Origin of the sequence: Streptomyces sp. NPDC001980, from assembly GCF_040296885.1 — a bacterium.
In the GTDB taxonomy this organism is placed as follows: domain Bacteria; phylum Actinomycetota; class Actinomycetes; order Streptomycetales; family Streptomycetaceae; genus Streptomyces.
Genome location: NZ_JBEOYD010000068.1, coordinates 1 through 15,902, shown reverse-complemented (window position 1 = coordinate 15,902; position 15,902 = coordinate 1). Strand labels below are relative to the sequence as shown.

Annotated in this window: 13 protein-coding genes; 6 read left to right on the top strand and 7 right to left on the bottom strand. The window is 72.5% G+C overall.

Annotated features, from left to right (window positions below; all coding sequences use genetic code 11):
• Window positions 1-2 precede the first annotated feature (2 nt).
• The gene (locus tag ABT137_RS48040) at window positions 3-3,044 is read left to right on the top strand and encodes a galactose-binding domain-containing protein (RefSeq protein ID WP_351719749.1); all 3,042 of its coding nucleotides are present in this window, start codon (window positions 3-5) and stop codon (window positions 3,042-3,044) included.
• Between the two features lie 34 nt (window positions 3,045-3,078).
• Here the strand turns inward: ABT137_RS48040 and ABT137_RS48035 are convergent, their stop codons facing one another.
• On the bottom strand, window positions 3,079-3,714 hold the full coding sequence (locus ABT137_RS48035) for a TetR/AcrR family transcriptional regulator (protein WP_351719746.1): 636 nt from the start codon (window positions 3,712-3,714) through the stop codon (window positions 3,079-3,081).
• Window positions 3,715-3,877: 163 nt separating this feature from the next.
• Between ABT137_RS48035 and ABT137_RS48030 the strand changes: the two genes are divergently transcribed.
• Complete coding sequence (locus ABT137_RS48030; protein ID WP_351719744.1) at window positions 3,878-4,639, top strand: SDR family NAD(P)-dependent oxidoreductase; 762 nt, start codon at window positions 3,878-3,880, stop codon at window positions 4,637-4,639.
• Between the two features lie 31 nt (window positions 4,640-4,670).
• Here the strand turns inward: ABT137_RS48030 and ABT137_RS48025 are convergent, their stop codons facing one another.
• Window positions 4,671-5,357 (bottom strand): glycoside hydrolase family 75 protein, encoded by a 687-nt coding sequence (locus ABT137_RS48025; protein WP_351719742.1) that lies wholly within the window; start codon window positions 5,355-5,357, stop codon window positions 4,671-4,673.
• A 386-nt stretch (window positions 5,358-5,743) separates the two neighbouring features.
• Between ABT137_RS48025 and ABT137_RS48020 the strand changes: the two genes are divergently transcribed.
• A complete protein-coding gene (locus ABT137_RS48020; RefSeq protein ID WP_351719740.1) occupies window positions 5,744-6,706 on the top strand; it encodes a fibronectin type III domain-containing protein in 963 nt (320 codons plus the stop codon).
• Between the two features lie 179 nt (window positions 6,707-6,885).
• Window positions 6,886-7,437 (top strand): hypothetical protein, encoded by a 552-nt coding sequence (locus ABT137_RS48015; protein WP_351719739.1) that lies wholly within the window; start codon window positions 6,886-6,888, stop codon window positions 7,435-7,437.
• Here the strand turns inward: ABT137_RS48015 and ABT137_RS48010 are convergent.
• The 4 genes from ABT137_RS48010 to ABT137_RS47995 form a co-directional block, all read right to left on the bottom strand.
• Window positions 7,434-7,979, bottom strand: coding sequence for a PadR family transcriptional regulator (locus tag ABT137_RS48010; RefSeq protein WP_351719738.1), 546 nt, complete (start codon window positions 7,977-7,979; stop codon window positions 7,434-7,436). The genes ABT137_RS48015 and ABT137_RS48010 overlap by 4 nt on opposite strands.
• Window positions 7,980-8,001: 22 nt before the next feature.
• On the bottom strand, window positions 8,002-10,017 hold the full coding sequence (locus tag ABT137_RS48005; protein WP_351719736.1) for an FAD-dependent oxidoreductase: 2,016 nt from the start codon (window positions 10,015-10,017) through the stop codon (window positions 8,002-8,004).
• A 122-nt stretch (window positions 10,018-10,139) separates the two neighbouring features.
• Window positions 10,140-10,514, bottom strand: coding sequence for a hypothetical protein (locus tag ABT137_RS48000; protein WP_351719734.1), 375 nt, complete (start codon window positions 10,512-10,514; stop codon window positions 10,140-10,142).
• A 123-nt stretch (window positions 10,515-10,637) separates the two neighbouring features.
• Complete coding sequence (locus tag ABT137_RS47995; protein WP_351719732.1) at window positions 10,638-11,510, bottom strand: hypothetical protein; 873 nt, start codon at window positions 11,508-11,510, stop codon at window positions 10,638-10,640.
• A 275-nt stretch (window positions 11,511-11,785) separates the two neighbouring features.
• Here ABT137_RS47995 and ABT137_RS47990 point away from each other — a divergent pair, with 275 nt between their 5' ends.
• Complete coding sequence (locus tag ABT137_RS47990) at window positions 11,786-13,864, top strand: SpoIIE family protein phosphatase (protein ID WP_351719730.1); 2,079 nt, start codon at window positions 11,786-11,788, stop codon at window positions 13,862-13,864.
• 168 nt (window positions 13,865-14,032) lie between these two features.
• Window positions 14,033-14,785 (top strand): hypothetical protein, encoded by a 753-nt coding sequence (locus tag ABT137_RS47985; RefSeq protein ID WP_351719728.1) that lies wholly within the window; start codon window positions 14,033-14,035, stop codon window positions 14,783-14,785.
• Between the two features lie 151 nt (window positions 14,786-14,936).
• Here ABT137_RS47985 and ABT137_RS47980 read toward each other — a convergent pair whose 3' ends face one another.
• Window positions 14,937-15,743 carry a putative protein N(5)-glutamine methyltransferase gene (locus tag ABT137_RS47980; RefSeq protein ID WP_351719726.1) on the bottom strand — a complete coding sequence of 269 codons (807 nt, stop codon included), beginning with the start codon at window positions 15,741-15,743 and terminating at the stop codon, window positions 14,937-14,939.
• Window positions 15,744-15,902 lie beyond the last annotated feature (159 nt).

Below are 15,902 nucleotides of genomic sequence, written 5' to 3'. Positions count from 1 at the left end.
GCATGCCACATCAGTTCTCGGTGCGGGCTCGGCGTGTCCTGACACGTCTGGCCGGTCTCGCGGTGATCGCCGCCGCCTCGCTCGGGGCCGCCCCGTCCGCAGCCGGACCGGGCACCGCCCGGGCCGACGGCGGCGGGAGCGTCCGGGTCCACGCCGCGCCCGACGGGCACGGCGGCTCGTGTTCCCTGCGGCAGCCCTGTTCCCTTCAGGAGGCGAAGACCTCGGCCGCGCGCCTGGCCGCGCGAGCCACGGGTGACGTCCATGTCCAGCTGGCCGGCGGAACCTACCGGCTCGACGCACCGCTGCGCTTCGGCCCGCAGGACTCCGGACGCGGCGGCCACCGCATCGTGTGGGAGGCGGCTCCGGGCGCCCGGCCGGTCCTCAGCGGTGGCGTCCCCGTCGGCGGCTGGCACCGGGATGCCGAGAATCCGGCACTCTGGTCGGCCCCGGTGCCGGCCGGCCTGGACACCCGTCAGCTGTACGCGGACGGACAGCGCGTTCCGCGCAGTTCGGGTCCGAGTCCGGTGGCGCTGACCCAGACCGCGGAGGGTTTCCAGGCCTCCGACGACACCCTCGCGTCCTGGCGGAACCCGTCCGGCATCGAGTTCGTCTTCGACGGCGGTCACGGCGCGTGGACGCAGCCCCGCTGCGGTGTCGCCTCGATCACCGGACGGACCGTCACCATGCGCCAACCGTGCTGGTCGAACATGAAGCTGCCGAGCACCCCGACGGCACCGGACGGCGACAACCCGGCGGGCGGGTTCCCCTCGCTCGGCGACTCGGCCACCCCGAGCAGGATCGAGAACGCCTACGAACTCCTCCGCCCCGGCACCTGGTACCTCGACCGGGCCCGACACACGGTCTACTACCAGCCGCGGCCCGGGCAGGACCCGGCGGACATGCACTTCGTCGCACCCGTGCTGGAGCAGTTGGTCACCACCGCCTCGACGGCCGACGACCCGCTGCACGACGTCGTCTTCCGTGGCATCACGTTCGCCTACACCACCTGGCGGGCGCCCAGCGGCGACGACGGCTTCGTCGAGATGCAGGCGACCATGCACCTCACGGGACCGGACGGCGCCACCAAGCAGGGCCTGTGCCAGTACGTGTCCCCGACGGGCAGCTGCCCGTTCGCCGCGTGGAGCCGCCCGCCGGCAGCCGTGGACCTGGTGGGCACGCGGAGCGTCTCGATCACCGGCAACGTCTTCGAGCACCTCGGCGGCGCCGGCCTGGGCACCTCTCACGGCGCCGACCACGACCTCGTCTCCGGCAACGAGATCACGGACGTGTCCGGGAACGGCATCCAGTTCGGCACCACCGACGACCCGCAGCCGACGCGGTTCGCCAGGGACCTCGCCGCCGGACGGCCGACCACACAGTCCTCGGGCGGCGGGACACAGCGGCAGCGGAACCCCTGGTGGCAGGTCGACCTCGGCAGCGCGAAGCGGCTCTGGCAGACGACCGTCACCGCGGCGGCCGGCACCGGACCGAGCGACTTCTGGGTGTTCGTCTCCGCCACGCCCTTCGACACCCGTCTGACACCGCAGCAGCAGGCGGCCCGGCCCGGCGTGCACGCCACTCACGAGACCGGCACGGCGAGCGGCCCGGTCGTCGTGCCGACCGACGTCACCGGCCGGTACGTCATGGTCCAGCGAGCCGGTGGACATGCCCTGGCCCTCGCCGAGGTCGTGGTCGGCTCGGGGGCGGAGATCTCGGTCGGCAACACCATCACGGACAACTACGTCCACGACGTCGGCGTGGAGTACACCGGCGCCGTGGGCATCTGGGCCGGATACGCCCGCGCCACCACGATCAGCCACAACGAGATCAGTGATCTGCCCTACAGCGGCATCAGCTTCGGCTGGGCCGGCTGGCACACCAACGCGGTGACCCCGTGGACGAACCCGAACATCCAGGCCGACAACGTCATCTCCGACAACGTCGTCCACAACGTGATGGGAGTCCGCCAGGACGGCGGGGCGATCTACACCAACGGCCCGCAGGGGCAGAACCTCCGGCACGGCCTGACCATCCGGGGCAACGTCACCTTCGGCAACAGGCACACCAACTTCGCCTACTACAACGACGAGGGCGGCGCCTACATCGTCATGGACGGCAACGTCCAGTACGCCGACAGCGGTTCCTTCAACGGCGGCTGCTCGACCACGGGCCACATCGTGGTCAGCAACTCCTACCGGGTCGGCGACCTCAACCGCTACGTCTGCGACAACGTCGGCACCGACTTCGTCGACGGCGGCGGCAACACCGTCGTCCCGTCCAGCCCCGGGCCGGGCACGGTCCCGGACCGAGTCCTCGCCGGAGCCGGCCTGGAGCCGGGCTTCCGGGGGCTGACGACCGCCGCGCCACCGGACGTGGAGGTGGTCAGCCCGATCGGCGACGGCCGGCTGCTGGTCTCCGGCGGCGGCTTCACACCGGAGTCCGCCGTCGCGGTCGACGGCAGGCCGGCGGTGCGGGTCACCTACGTCGGCCCCAACCAGCTCACGGCGCAGCAGCCGCCCGGTGTCTTCGACGGCACCGTCACGGTCACCACTCCGGCGGGCACCAGCACCCCCGACGACAGCGACTACACGTACGCCCCGGCGAACGACATCGCGCGGGGCAGGACGGCGACGCAGTCCTCCACGGCGTTCGGCGGCTCGGCAGAGCACGCCGCTGACGGGGACACCGACGGCGCGTACGGCTCCGGCTCCGTGTCGCACACCGACCACGACCGGCACGCCTGGTGGCAGGTGGACCTCGGCTCCGCGCAGCCGCTCGGCAGTGTCAACCTGTGGAACCGCACGGACTGCTGCACCGAACGGGCCACCGATTACTGGGTGTTCGTGTCGGACGCGCCGCTGGACCACTCGCTCTCTCCCGAGCAGCAGGCGGCCCGGCCCGGTGTGTGGTCGAGCCACCGGCCGGGCACCATGGGCCGCCCCACCAGGCTGGCGGTCCCGGCGTCCGGACGCTATGTGACGGTCCAGCTGTCCGGCACCGACTACCTGACACTCGCGGAGGTCCAGGTCTTCCCCGCCCGCTGACCACGGGCACGGCCGCCGGGAACAGAACGAGACACTAGGCGAGCCCCTCCGCCGCCACCGTGAGAGCCGAGCGCATCGTCGCCGTGAGTTCGGCCTCTGCGGTGGCCGCGTCCGTCGTGTCGTCGGCGACCCGCCAGGCGTAGTGCTCGACGGCCGCGCGCAGGGCCGCGTTGAACATGGCCGCCTGGATGGTGGGCCGCAGGTCGTCGGCGGGCAGCCCGGAGCGTTCGGCGAGGGCGCGGGCGAACGCCGGTTCGGCCTCGTCGTAGGACTGCAGCCACTCCGCGCGCAGGCCCGGTTCGTCACGGGTCAGCCGGACCAGGGCGCCCATGGTGGCGCGGTCCGGGCTGCGCACCAGCCGGCTGTCGGTCGGTACGGCGTCCTCGAAGGCCTCCTCCAGGGGCTGGCCGTGGCGCCAGGCGCGCAGACAGTCGGCGACGGCTTCGATACCGGCCGCGAACAGCGGCCGTACACAGGCCTCCTTGCTCGGGAAGTAGCGCCACACCGTGCGTGCCGAGACGCCGACCGCCTGCCCGATCTGCTCGCCGGTGGTCGCGGCCACCCCCTGCGTGACGAACAGGTCCACCGCGACGCGGGCGATCTCCAGTCTGATCTCGGCCTTGCGCTCCTCGGTCAGGGGCGGCCGTCCCGTACGTCCCCCTGCGGTCATCTGTCCCTCCCGTGCCGGTGGCTGCTGCACCCGGATTCTCCCCGAGGCAGCGGGGTGAAGGAAAAATCAGGTCTCGACTTTATGTCACTCACCGACATTAAGTCGTATGGTGTGAGCCGCACCGGGCGCCGAGCGCCCTCGAACCACCTGATGGGAGCACCACATGGCCAGCGGACTCGACGGGCGCGGCGTCATCGTCACCGGCGCGGGATCGGGGATCGGGCGGGCCGCCGCCCTGGCCTTCGCCAGGGAGGGGGCGCGGGTCCTCGTCGCCGACCTGAACGCCGAGGCCGCGGGCGCGGCGGTCGCGGAGATCGAGAAGGCGGGCGGTACGGCCGTGGCGGTCACCGGTGACCTCGGCGAGCAGTCCGTGGTGGACGAGGTGGTGGCGACCGCGGTGGAGCGGTTCGGCGGGGTGGACGTCCTGGTGAACAACGCCGGGATCATGGACCGGATGTCGGCGCTGGCGGATGTCAGCGACACGGAGTGGGAGCGGGTGATACGGGTCAACCTCACCGCGCCGTTCCTGCTCACCCGCGCGGTGCTGCCGCACATGCTGGCGGCGGGCCGGGGCGCGATCGTCAACACCGCCTCCGAGGCCGGCCTGCGCGGCAGCGCGGCGGGCGCCGCCTACACGGCCTCGAAGCACGGTGTCGTCGGCCTGACCAAGAGCCTGGCGGTGATGTACCGCAGCCAGGGCATCCGGGCCAACGCCATCGCCCCCGGCGGCACCAGGACCGGGATCCGGATCGACCTGGAGGACGGTGCGCACGGGCCGGCCGCGCTCGGCCCGTACTTCGGCAACGTGGGCCAGGTCTCCGAGCCCGAGGAACAGGCGGCGGCGATCGTGTTCCTGGCCTCGGACGCGGCGAGCAACATCAACGGCGCGATCCTGCCGGTGGACAACGGCTGGGCGGCCGTCTGACCCGCACCGCCGGGGGCGGCCGGCCCGCCGGTCAGTCGTCCCCGGTGAACCGGGCCGCCAGCCGCTCCCCCTCCGCCTCCGCCTCCGCACGGTCCTCGATGGGCCGGATCGCGGAGTCCTTGAAGACGATGTAGGTGACGCCGGACGGCACCCCGCCGACCCGCGGGTCGGGGTTCACGCCGAGCGCCTTCGCGGTGGCGTAGGAGGCCTCGCCGATGATGTCGCGCGGTCCGGTGTCGCCGACGACCGCGTACTGCACCCGGTCCTTGTAGATCACCGCGGCGACCGCGCCGCCCCGGACGCCGGCCGCCCAGTGGTTCCAGCGGCCGCTGGGGCCGGGTACCACGACATAGGGCAGTTTCTCGGCGTTGAGCTGACGGCCGTTGGACTGCTGGTAGGCGGTGGCGGCGCTGAACGCCGGGTCCGCGGAGCGGTTGCAGTGGGCGGTTCTCTGGCCGTCGCAGTCGATGTCGAGGTCGGCCTTCCAGAAGACGGCCCGCCGGGTGCCGCACACGGGGACGGTGGCGGCGGTGTTGGCATCGGAGCGGTAGCGGCCCCTGGAGACCTGGGTGCAGTCCCGCACCCGGGCCAGCAGGTCGGCGGCGGAGATCCGGTGCCGGTCACCGGGGGCCGCGTACGAGGTGGTGGGCACGGGCAGTGTGGCCGGGGCGAGCAGGGCGGCGCCGGCCGCGGCCAGCGTCAGCGACTGGACACGCACGATGAGGGACCCTTTTCGTGGGGGACATGGAGTCACCCGGAACAAGATGGTGCGGGTCCGGCGGCCGGGCCAGCACGTGAGGGCTGTACAGGGCCGTTCGGCGCAACGAAACTGACACTTCGTGAGCGGTCGCCGAGGGCCGGGGCGCTGAGCCGGTGCCGGCCCAGACCGCCCCGGCCGCCCGTGCCGGCGCGGGATCAGCGACGACAGCGTTCCGCGCCACAGGCGCGAACTCCCCTGTTCTTCCGGGAAGTTCGACCGCAGGACCCTCAGCATACGTAACTCTCCCCCGACGTCTCCAATACGGCCCTCTTGATGTCCGGATCCCGGGCAGTCCATATTGGTCCGGACCATTGCCGTGCTGCCGTCCCCGGGGAGGCGGAACCGTGCGCCGAGTTGCCGTCGTGGTCTGCACCCTGCTGTTCGTGACGTCCTGCGGCTGGGGCGGGGCCGCCGACGGCGACAGCGGCCGGCTGCCCGGCGCCCCGACGGGGGTGACCGCGGCCGCCGGGAGCGCCACCAGCGTGCACGTCATGTGGAACGAGCTGCCGGAGGGTTCCGGGATCCGTGCCTACGAGGTGTATCGCGGCACCACGAAGGTCGAGGAAGTGCCCGGCTCGCAGCACATGGTGGACGTCACCAGGCTCAGGCCGTCCACGGCGTACGTGTTCACCGTGCGGGCCCGGGGCGGGGACGGCAGCCTCGGACCGCGCAGCCGTGCGGTGCGGGCGACCACCCCCGCGATGGTCGCGGCCGACCGCTCGGCGCCGACCCGCCCGGCGCACCCGGTGGGCCGGGCCGTGGGCAGCCGTGCGGTGCAGCTGTCCTGGGGCGCCTCGACGGACGACCGGACCGTGGTGTCGTACGACATCTGGCAGGGCGGCGCCAAGATCCACAGTGTGGGCGGGAACCAGACCGCGGCGGTGGTCATGGGGCTGCGGCCGGGCACCCGCTATGTCTTCACCGTCCGGGCCCGGGACGCGGCCGACAACCTCTCGCCCGCGAGTACGGCGGTGCGCCTCGCCACGCCCGGCAGCGGCGACGGCCGGGACACCGCGCCGACCGCGTTCACGGCGCGCACCCACGAGGAGAGCGGGGCCTACTACCTCGATCTGGCCTGGGACCCGCCGCAGGTGGACGGTGTGGTCACCGAATACCAGATCCGGCTCGACGGCGGTACGACCACCTCCCTGATGTGGGGTGGCACCCCACCGAAGGGACGGTCGACCTATAGCTTCTATGTGGGCCGCGACCATGGGGTCCGGCACCAAGTACGGCTCCGGGCGCGGCTGCCGGACGGCACGTGGGGCGGCTGGTCGGCGGAGCGGACCGTGACGACCGGAGCCTGACGAGGGCCTCACGCGCATCCCGGCCTGGGCCGGACGGAGGAAGAAGTCACCTGGCCGGTCGCCCTCCGGGTGCGGGACGGGCCGGGGCCCCGTTCGCTGAATCCGAGGCAGCACGGACGTTTCCCCACCCTCGGCGGCGCACGGGACGTTCCGCCAACCGTGCCGCCGGAGGGCAGACCATGCGCACTACTCGACTTCTCCTCCGCTCCGGCCTGACCCTGGCGGCCGCCGCCGCGTTCCCGACCTGGCTCGCCGGCCCGTCCGCCGCGCTCTCGGGCATCTCGGTGAGCACCATCGGTACCACGGTCTCGGTGGTCACCAGCGCCTGCACCCAGAGCAACGGCAGCTGGGGCAACGCCTCGCTGCTCAACAGCGGTCAGACCGCCTTCGCCCAGGGGCGGCAGGTGGCCCTGGCGGGCACCACCGTGAGCCAGTCCGCCGCCTGGTCGGGCGTGTCGCCGGGCACCTACACGGTGGTCGTCGTCTGCTCCAACGGCGGTACGGCGGGCACCCAGTCGGTGATCGTCTCCTCGGCCCCCGCCGCGCCGACGACCTCCTCCACCACCAGGTCGGCCGCGCCCGCCCCCGCCCGGGGCGTGATGGGCGGTCTGGGCGGCGCCGCCCGCGACTACGGCCCGCTCACCCTGGGCATCGGCGCCGCGCTGGTCGGCTCCGGCGTCATCGCCACGGGCTGGTACCTGCGCAAGCGCTCGAAGCCCTACCGGCTCTAGGACGGGCCGGGGAGTTCCCCGAACTCCTCCAGGGCGCGGCTGAGCCACTGCGTCCAGAAGGTCTCCAGGTCGATGCCGGCCCGCAGCACCAGGTGCCGCAGCCGGTCCTCGGGAGCGTCCTTGCCCGGCGGGAAGTCGCGGCGCTGGATCTCCTCGTACTCCGCCAACTGCCGCCGGTGCAGCTCCAGATGGCGGCGCAGGTCGGCCTCCAGGCCGGCGGTGCCGACGACCGCGGCCGCGCGCAGCCGCAGCAGGAGCACGTCCCGCTGCGGCTTGGGGTCCTGGGAGGCGGCGGTCCAGCGGGCCAGTTCGGCGCGGCCCGTGGGCAGGACCTCGTAGCTCTTCTTCTGCCCACGGGCCGGCTGCTCGGCCGGCAGGGTGCGGATGTAGCCCTCGGCCTCCAGTCGTCCGAGCTCGCGATAGATCTGCTGGTGCGTGGCCGACCAGAAGTACCCGATCGACCTGTCGAACCTGCGGGTCAGCTCAAGCCCCGACGACGGCCTTTCGAGCAGGGCGGTGAGGATCGCGTGCGGGAGTGACATGGGCTCATCCTAGGGACGGCCCCTACAGGGCGGCCGCCACCTCGGTGCCCTGCTTGATGGCCCGCTTGGCGTCCAGTTCGGCGGCGACGTCGGCACCGCCGATGAGGTGCGCGCTGCAGCCGGCCGCGACCAGCTCCTCGTACAGGCCCCGGCGCGGTTCCTGCCCGGTGCACAGCACGACGGTGTCGACCTCCAGGACCGTGCTCTCGCCGTCGACGGTGACGTGCAGCCCGGCGTCGTCGATCAGGTCGTACTGCACGCCCGGGACCATGGTGACGCCCCGGTGCTTGAGTTCGGTGCGGTGGATCCAGCCGGTGGTCTTCCCCAGGCCCGCACCGACCTTGCTCGCCTTGCGCTGGAGCAGGTGGACGGTGCGCGGGGGCGCGGGGCGCTCGGGGGCGGCCAGCCCGCCGGGACCCTGGTAGTCCATGTCGACCCCCCAGTGCCTGAAGTACGTCGCCGGGTCGTCGCTCGCCTTGTCGCCGCCGTCGGTGAGGTACTCGGCGACGTCGAAGCCGATGCCGCCCGCGCCGAGGATCGCGACCCGCTCGCCGACGGGGGCGTTGTCGCGCAGCACGTCGAGGTAGCCGAGGACGCGGGGGTGGTCGACGCCGGGGATGTCGGGGGTGCGCGGGGTGACGCCGGTGGCGACCACGACCTCGTCGTAGCCGGTGACGTCCTCGGGCTCGACGGTCGTGTTCAGGCGTACATCCACGCCGTGCGCGTCGAGCTGGTGGCGGAAGTAACGCAGGGTCTCGTCGAACTCCTGCTTGCCGGGGACCTTGCGGGCCACGTTCAGCTGGCCGCCGATCTCGGCCGCCGCGTCGAACAGGGTGACCTCGTGGCCGCGTTCGGCGGCGGACACCGCGCAGGCGAGGCCGGCCGGTCCGGCACCGACCACCGCGACCCGCTTCTTCAGCCGGGTCGGGGCGAGGACCAGCTCGGTCTCGTGGCAGGCGCGCGGGTTGACCAGACAGGAGGTGATCTTCCCGCTGAAGGTGTGGTCGAGGCAGGCCTGGTTGCAGCCGATGCAGGTGTTGATGGCCTCGGGCGTACCGGCCGCGGCCTTGTTGACGAAGTCGGGGTCCGCGAGCATCGGGCGGGCCATGGAGACCATGTCGGCGAAGCCCCCGGCGAGCAACTCCTCGGCGACCTCCGGGGTGTTGATGCGGTTGGTGGTGACCAGCGGCACGGACACCGCACCCATCAGCTTCCTGGTGACCCAGGTGTAGGCGCCGCGCGGGACCGAGGTGGCGATGGTGGGGATGCGGGCCTCGTGCCAGCCGATCCCGGTGTTGATGATGGTCGCCCCGGCCGCCTCGACGGCCTTGGCGAGCGTGACGACCTCGTCCAGCGTCGACCCGCCGGGCACCAGGTCCAGCATGGACAGCCGGTAGACGATGATGAAGTCGTCGCCGACGGCCTCGCGCACCCGGCGGACGATCTCGACGGGGAACCGCATCCGGTTCTCGTACGAGCCGCCCCAGCGGTCGGTGCGGTGATTGGTCTGCGCGGCGATGAACTCGTTGACGAGGTAGCCCTCGGAGCCCATGATCTCGACACCGTCGTAGCCGGCCTGCCGGGCGAGGCGGGCGGCGCGGGCGTAGTCGTCGACGGTCCGCTCGACGTCGGCGTCGGTCAGCTCGCGGGGCGCGAAGGGGCTGATCGGGGCCTGGAGGGGGCTCGGGGCGACCAGGTCGCGGTGGTAGGCGTACCTGCCGAAGTGCAGGATCTGCATCGCGATCCGGCCGCCCTCGCGGTGTACGGCCTCGGTGACGGCCCGGTGCTGCCCGGCCTCCTCCTCGGTGGTGAGCTTCGCGCCGCCCTCGTACGGCCGTCCCTCGTCGTTGGGCGCGATGCCGCCGGTGACGATGAGGCCCACTCCCCCGCGGGCCCGGGCCGCGTAGAACTCCGCCATCCGCTCGAAGCCGCGCTCGGCCTCCTCCAGGCCCACGTGCATGGAGCCCATGAGCACGCGGTTGGGGAGTGTGGTGAAGCCGAGGTCGAGGGGTTTCAGCAGGTGCGGGTAACGGCTCATGGGGGCCTCCGTGCGCGGTGTCGTCACCGTAGTTGTAGAGGACCGCGCACGGTTTATGCAACTAGTTGCACAACGGGAGGGGTGGTGGCATGTGACATATCACTGGGTGCTCAGCCGGTGCGCTACGCCCCCCGGCTCTCCAGCTGCACATGCAGCTCCCTCTCCTGGTCCCCCGAAGCGGAGGACAGGTTCCGTACGGCGAACAGGGAGTCGAGGGTCGTATGCAGCCGGCTGATCGCCCAGTAGCCGCCCTGCGCGTCGGCCTCGACCGAGGCCGAGAGCCGGGGTGGCAGGGTGCACTCGTGGGCGTCGGTGACCTCGAACGTGCCGAGCCACACCATCGGGCGGGTCTCGTGGAGCTGTTGCGGCACGTCCTCGGCGGCCCGGTCGGACTCGAAGCACTGGCACAGCGCGTCGAACACGATCCGGGCGTCCTCCTTGCTGCATCCGCTGATCTCCAGCGAGACGGGTTCTTCGTGCAGTCGCTCACGGACCATCGTGATCGCTCCTCTCATGGCGATGGCGCGGTAGCACGGGTTCCCCCGCGAACCACGCCATGCCAACAGAAAAGCACCGATCTCCGGACCCTGCACCACCCGCCGCGGCAGGCGGCCGCGGGCTCAGCTCCGGGTGAACTTGTAGGTCACGCTGTCCGTGAGGACGCAGAAGCCGGGCGACATCACGATGACCCGCAGGATGCCGGTGCGCCGGTCGTAGTCGATGCCCTCGGCCTCGAAGGTGCCCGAGCAGGAGCTGCGCAGCGGGAGCTGGCGCAGCGCCGTGACGTGCCCGGTGACGTTCGCGGAGCCGGGCTGGGCGGACAGGTCGATCTGCAGCAGCGGCTTGGTGTAGCCGAAGAGGCTGCCGTCCGGGTCGTCCGAGGAGCACAGCAGCGTGGTGGCGCTGGAGAAGTCGCAGCCCTGCACGTCACGCACGGCGTGGTCCAGGTTGACGACGGAGGCCAGCGGGAGGTTCGCCGACGGCGAGGTGCTCTTGTTGGCGCCCGGCGTCGGGAAGACCAGGAAGCGGGTCATCGTGCCGTACTCGCCGGAGAGCATGTACTGGCTGTCGGGCGTGATGGCGGACCAGGAGTTGTTGAGGGCCTCGCCGGAGACCAGTGTGTGGACGTACTCCGACCAGGTGCCGTCGGGGGCCTGCACCCGGTACATCTTGTAGGTGCTGGAGTCCGCCTGGTAGGGCTCGACGTAGTAGCCGTCGTAGGACTCGTCGGGGTCGCCGACGTGGTTCCAGCCGCGGCTGTAGACGCCGAGCGGGATGGTACCGGCGCCGGTGTACCGGTTGGGGCTGTTGGCCGGGACCTCGACCGAGGTCAGGCCCTGGCTCTCGGACAGCGCATCGGCGTGGTCGGAGCCGGTCTCGGTCCAGGTGTCGGCGGCGGAGGCCGGGGCGGCGGTCGCGAGGACCAGGGTGGTGGCGAGGGCGACCAGGGCGGTCAGGCCTGCGCGACAACGTTGCCGGGTGGACGCGGGCATGGAAGCCTACTCCTCGGTATCGGGGGGGTGGGACGCGCGTGCGCCGGTCAGTCTGGCGCGGGCCCGATAGACATGTACAGACCAATGGCGGGACGGGAAAGTGAACTCACGCCCCTGCCGCCCCTGTGGTCGCTTCGCCGTACAGATGCCGCCGTGTTGAGAGATGGTGGAAAAGTCGGCGGTGGCATCGGAGAGTCGGGTGTGAGCGCGATAGAACAAGGGGAGTCGGCACGGGGGACGGCGTGCCGTGCGGAAGTTCGAAGGCGGTGCGTGCGATGAGTCCAGCCGAGGCTTCGGTGCCGGGGGGCGGGGAGCCCGTGCGCGGACCCGTGCGGCCGGGCGGGCTGCTGGACGTCCTGAGCGTGGCCTCGGTCGTGCTGGACGCCAAGGGGCGGATCGTGCTGTGGAGCCCGCAGGCGGAGGAGCTGTTCGGCTACTCGGCGCAGGAGGCGCTCGGCCAGTACGCGGCCCGGCTGATGGTGCACGAGCGCCACATCGAGCTGGTCGGCAAGCTGTTCGCGGACGTGATGAGCACCGGGCGGAGCTGGGCAGGCGGCTTCCCGATCCGGCACAGGGACGGCTCCACCCATGTGGTCGAGTTCCGCAACATGCGGCTCATGGACGACAACGGCGACGTGTTCGCGCTGGGTCTGGCGGCCGACCAGTCGACGGTGCGCCGGCTGGAGCAGGACGTGGCGCTGTCCGAACGGATCGTGAAGCAGTCGCCGATCGGGCTGGCCGTCTTCGACACGGACCTGCGGTTCGTGTCGGTCAACCCGGCGCTCGAGCGGATGAACGGCGTCCCGGCCGCGGAGCACGTGGGCCGGACGATCCGCGAGGTACTGCCCTCGCTGGACGCCGACGCCCTGGAGTCGGCCTACCTGCGGGTGCTGCGGACCGGCGAGCCGGTCATCGACCAGTCCGCGGTGGGCCGTACGCCGGCCGACCCGGACGTGGAGCACATCTGGTCGGTGTCGGTCTACCGGCTGGACGACGCGCTGGACAACGTGCTGGGCGTGGCCACCTCGGTGGTGGACATCACCGAGCCGTACCGGGCCGGTGTCGAGGCAGAGAACGCGCGCCGCCGGCTGGCCGTGATCGCCGACGCCTCCGCCCGTATCGGCACCACCCTGGACCTGGAGCGCACCGCCCGGGAGCTGGCCGACGTCGCCGTGCCGGAGCTCGCCGACGTGGCGGCCGTTCAGCTGCTGGACACGGTGGTGGAAGGCCGCAGCGGCACCCTCGGCCCGGCCGAGCCGGCCGTGCTCCGGGCCCTCGCCGTGCGCGCGGAGCAGAAGGCGGACGCGGTCCAGGCCGCCGACGCGCCGGGCACGGTCGCCCGGTACGCGCCGGACCGGCTGATCACCGAGTGCGTACGGAGCGCGGAAGCCGTCCTCGTCCCGCAGGCCAAGGACGAGGACCTGGCGCGGATCGCCCCCTCCCCCGAGGCCGCGGTGCTGCTGGGCCGGGCCGGGGTGCACTCGTATCTGGCCGTGCCGCTGATCGCGCGCGGCGAGGTGCTGGGCGCCCTCGATCTGAAGCGCACCCGCAATCCGGCCTCCTTCGACGACGACGATCTGCTGCTGGCCCGGGAGCTGGCGGCGCGGGCGGCCGTGCAGATCGACAACGCCCGCTGGTACGAGAACGCCCGCACCACCGCCCTGACCCTCCAGCGCAGCCTGCTGCCCACGCATCCCCGGGTCACCCCCGGTCTGGAGGTCGCCTCCCGCTACCAGCCGGCGGGTGCCACCGTCGAGGTGGGCGGCGACTGGTTCGACGTCATTCCGCTGGACGGGGGCGGAACGGCCCTCGTGGTGGGCGACGTGATGGGCAGCGGCATCAACGCGGCCGCGACGATGGGCCGGCTGCGCACCGCGACCACCACCCTGGCCGCCCTGGGCCTCGACCCGGCGGTCCTCCTCGAACACCTGGACAAGACCACGTCGGGCCTCGACCATTCCATTGCGACCTGCGTGTACGCCGTGTACGACCCGCGGCTGCGCCGGTGCCGGATCGCCAACGCCGGCCACCTGCCCCCGGCCCGGGTCCGTCCCGGCCGGCCGCCGGAACTCCTCGACCTGCCCACCGGGGTCCCGCTGGGCGTCGGCGGGGTCGCCTTCGCCACCACGACCGTCGACTTCGAGCCCGGCGACGAGCTGGTGTTCTACACCGACGGCCTGGTGGAGACGCGCCGGCACTCCCTGGACGAACGCCTCGACGAGCTGCTGGCCCTGCTCGGCGGCCCGCCCCGCCCGCTGGAGGAGGTCTGCGACCTGCTGCTGCGGGAGCTGCACCACCCCGACAACCACGACGACGTGGCCCTGCTCATCGCGCGGGCCCGGGAACTGCCGTAGCCGAGGGGCCGCCGGGGCGCCGGATACGCCGGATGCGCCGGATGCGCCGGTGCGGATTCGCCGAATTCACAGGAACTGATTACCGGGTTCTTATCGGCGCACTCCCACAATTCACAGAGAGGCATGCGTCGTGCGATGCCGCGTGCCGTTCGCCGATGGGAGCGAGCCGTGACGCACGAACCGGAGCAGGAACCCCGCCGTGACGTCGACGGAACCGAACCGTCGATCCCGCCGATGCCCGACCGTCCCCCGCAGACCGCCGCCCCGGAGTGGGACGCCCCGTCGGAGCTCCTCTCGGGGCCGGGAGCGGACCGGGAGCCGGGCGCGCCGTTGCGCGACCTGTGGCGCCGCCAGTCGTTCCGTCTGCGCGCGGTGACCGTGGCCTTCGTCGCCGGGGCGCTCGCCCTGGGCGGCACGGTCGCGTTCGCCGCCGGCTCCGGCGGCAGCGGCTCCACCGCGTCCCCGGCCGCCTCCGGTGCGTCGTCGGCGCCCTCCGCTCCGGACGGGCGCGGCCCCGGGCACGGCCGGTTCGGCATGGGCGGTATGGGCGTGCACGGCGAGGCGACCGTCAAGGACCCGGACACCGGCAAGTACGTGGTGCGGGTCTGGCAGCGGGGCACGGTCGAGAAGGTGGACGGCGACCAGGTCACGGTCAAGAGCGACGACGGCACGTCGTGGACGTGGACCGTGGGCTCGGACGTGAAGGTGCGGGGCGACTCCGACGCGCTGAAGAAGGACGCGACGGCCTTCCTGATCGGCACCCGCGGCGACGACGGCAAGCCGACCGCCTCGGGCGCCTTCTCCGGTGACTTCATGGGCATGGGCCGGGGCGGCGGCATGCACGACCGCGGCGGCCCGTGGCAGCGCCCGGGCGACCGCTCACCGTCGCCGAGCCCCTCGGGGAGCGGGGCCACCACCTGAGCGTGACCGTCGAAGTCCGCTGCGGTCCTGCAGCGCCCCCGAAGGGGCGCTGGGGGTACCCCCGGCCGAAGGCTGGGGGAGGAACTGCGCGACCAGCCACGACGGCGCCGCAGACGGCAGACGGCAGATCTCGGCACTTCCAGCGGAGCGCCTAGTCGCCGCGCACCCCGATCACGACGTTCGCGTACAGCTCCTCCGAGACCGCGAGCCGGGTGGCCAGTCCGGCGCGGCGGAAGATCTCGACGGCGTCCTCGGCCTGGCGCTCGCTCGTCTCGACCAGGACGCACCCGCCGGGCGCGAGCCATGCGCGCGCCCCGGCGGCGACCCTGCGCAGCACGTCGAGTCCGTCACCGCCGCCGTCGAGGGCGACCAGCGGCTCGTGCTCGCGGGCCTCGGCGGGCAGCAGTCCCACCTCGTCGCTGGGGACATAGGGCACGTTGGCGGCGAGGATGCCGGTCCGGCCGCGCAGGGCGGCGGGCAGGGGGTCGAACAGGTCGCCGACGTGGGCGTGGCCGCCGTAGGGGGCGATGTTGCGGCGGGCGCAGCCGACGGCGGCCGGGTCGATGTCGGCCGCGTGCAGCTCGACGTCCCCGAGGGCGGCCGCGAGGGCCGCGCCGACCGCGCCGGAGCCGCAGCACAGGTCGACGACGACGGATGCGCCGGGGGTCTGGGCGAGGGCCTGGTCGACCAGGAACTCGGTACGGCGGCGGGGCACGAACACACCGGGTTCCACGAGGACGCGCAGTCCGTGGAACTCCGCCCAGCCAAGGACGTGTTCGAGGGGCTGTCCGGCGGTGCGCCGGTCCACCATGGCGGCCAGCTCGTCCGGGGTGCGGGCGGTGGCGAGGATCAGTTCCGCCTCGTCCTCGGCGAAGACGCAGCCGGCGGCGCGCAGCGCGGAGACGACGGCGCCGGAGATGACGGCGTCGACGGTGTCGGAATCGGAGAGTGAGGTCATCACCGGGGAGCCTATCCGGGCCCGGGAGCACCGGTCAGATGGTTTGACGCCCGGTCGGCGGGCCGCCGGGCAGGCGGTCCGCCGAATGTAAACATATCAATCGTTCCTACTGTATATATACGATCTAATTCCAGCGATTCCCCGTTAATCAATTCATCT

Excerpts from the sequence above, each read along its gene's own strand:
- ABT137_RS48040 (WP_351719749.1), top strand. The coding sequence starts at position 3 with ATGCCACATCAGTTCTCGGTGCGGGCTCGGCGTGTCCTGACACGTCTG.
- ABT137_RS48035 (WP_351719746.1), bottom strand. The coding sequence starts at position 3,714 with ATGACCGCAGGGGGACGTACGGGACGGCCGCCCCTGACCGAGGAGCGC.
- ABT137_RS48030 (WP_351719744.1), top strand. The coding sequence starts at position 3,878 with ATGGCCAGCGGACTCGACGGGCGCGGCGTCATCGTCACCGGCGCGGGA.
- ABT137_RS48015 (WP_351719739.1), top strand. The coding sequence starts at position 6,886 with ATGCGCACTACTCGACTTCTCCTCCGCTCCGGCCTGACCCTGGCGGCC.
- ABT137_RS48010 (WP_351719738.1), bottom strand. The coding sequence starts at position 7,979 with ATGTCACTCCCGCACGCGATCCTCACCGCCCTGCTCGAAAGGCCGTCG.
- ABT137_RS48005 (WP_351719736.1), bottom strand. The coding sequence starts at position 10,017 with ATGAGCCGTTACCCGCACCTGCTGAAACCCCTCGACCTCGGCTTCACC.
- ABT137_RS48000 (WP_351719734.1), bottom strand. The coding sequence starts at position 10,514 with ATGGTCCGTGAGCGACTGCACGAAGAACCCGTCTCGCTGGAGATCAGC.
- ABT137_RS47995 (WP_351719732.1), bottom strand. The coding sequence starts at position 11,510 with ATGCCCGCGTCCACCCGGCAACGTTGTCGCGCAGGCCTGACCGCCCTG.
- ABT137_RS47990 (WP_351719730.1), top strand. The coding sequence starts at position 11,786 with ATGAGTCCAGCCGAGGCTTCGGTGCCGGGGGGCGGGGAGCCCGTGCGC.
- ABT137_RS47980 (WP_351719726.1), bottom strand. The coding sequence starts at position 15,743 with ATGACCTCACTCTCCGATTCCGACACCGTCGACGCCGTCATCTCCGGC.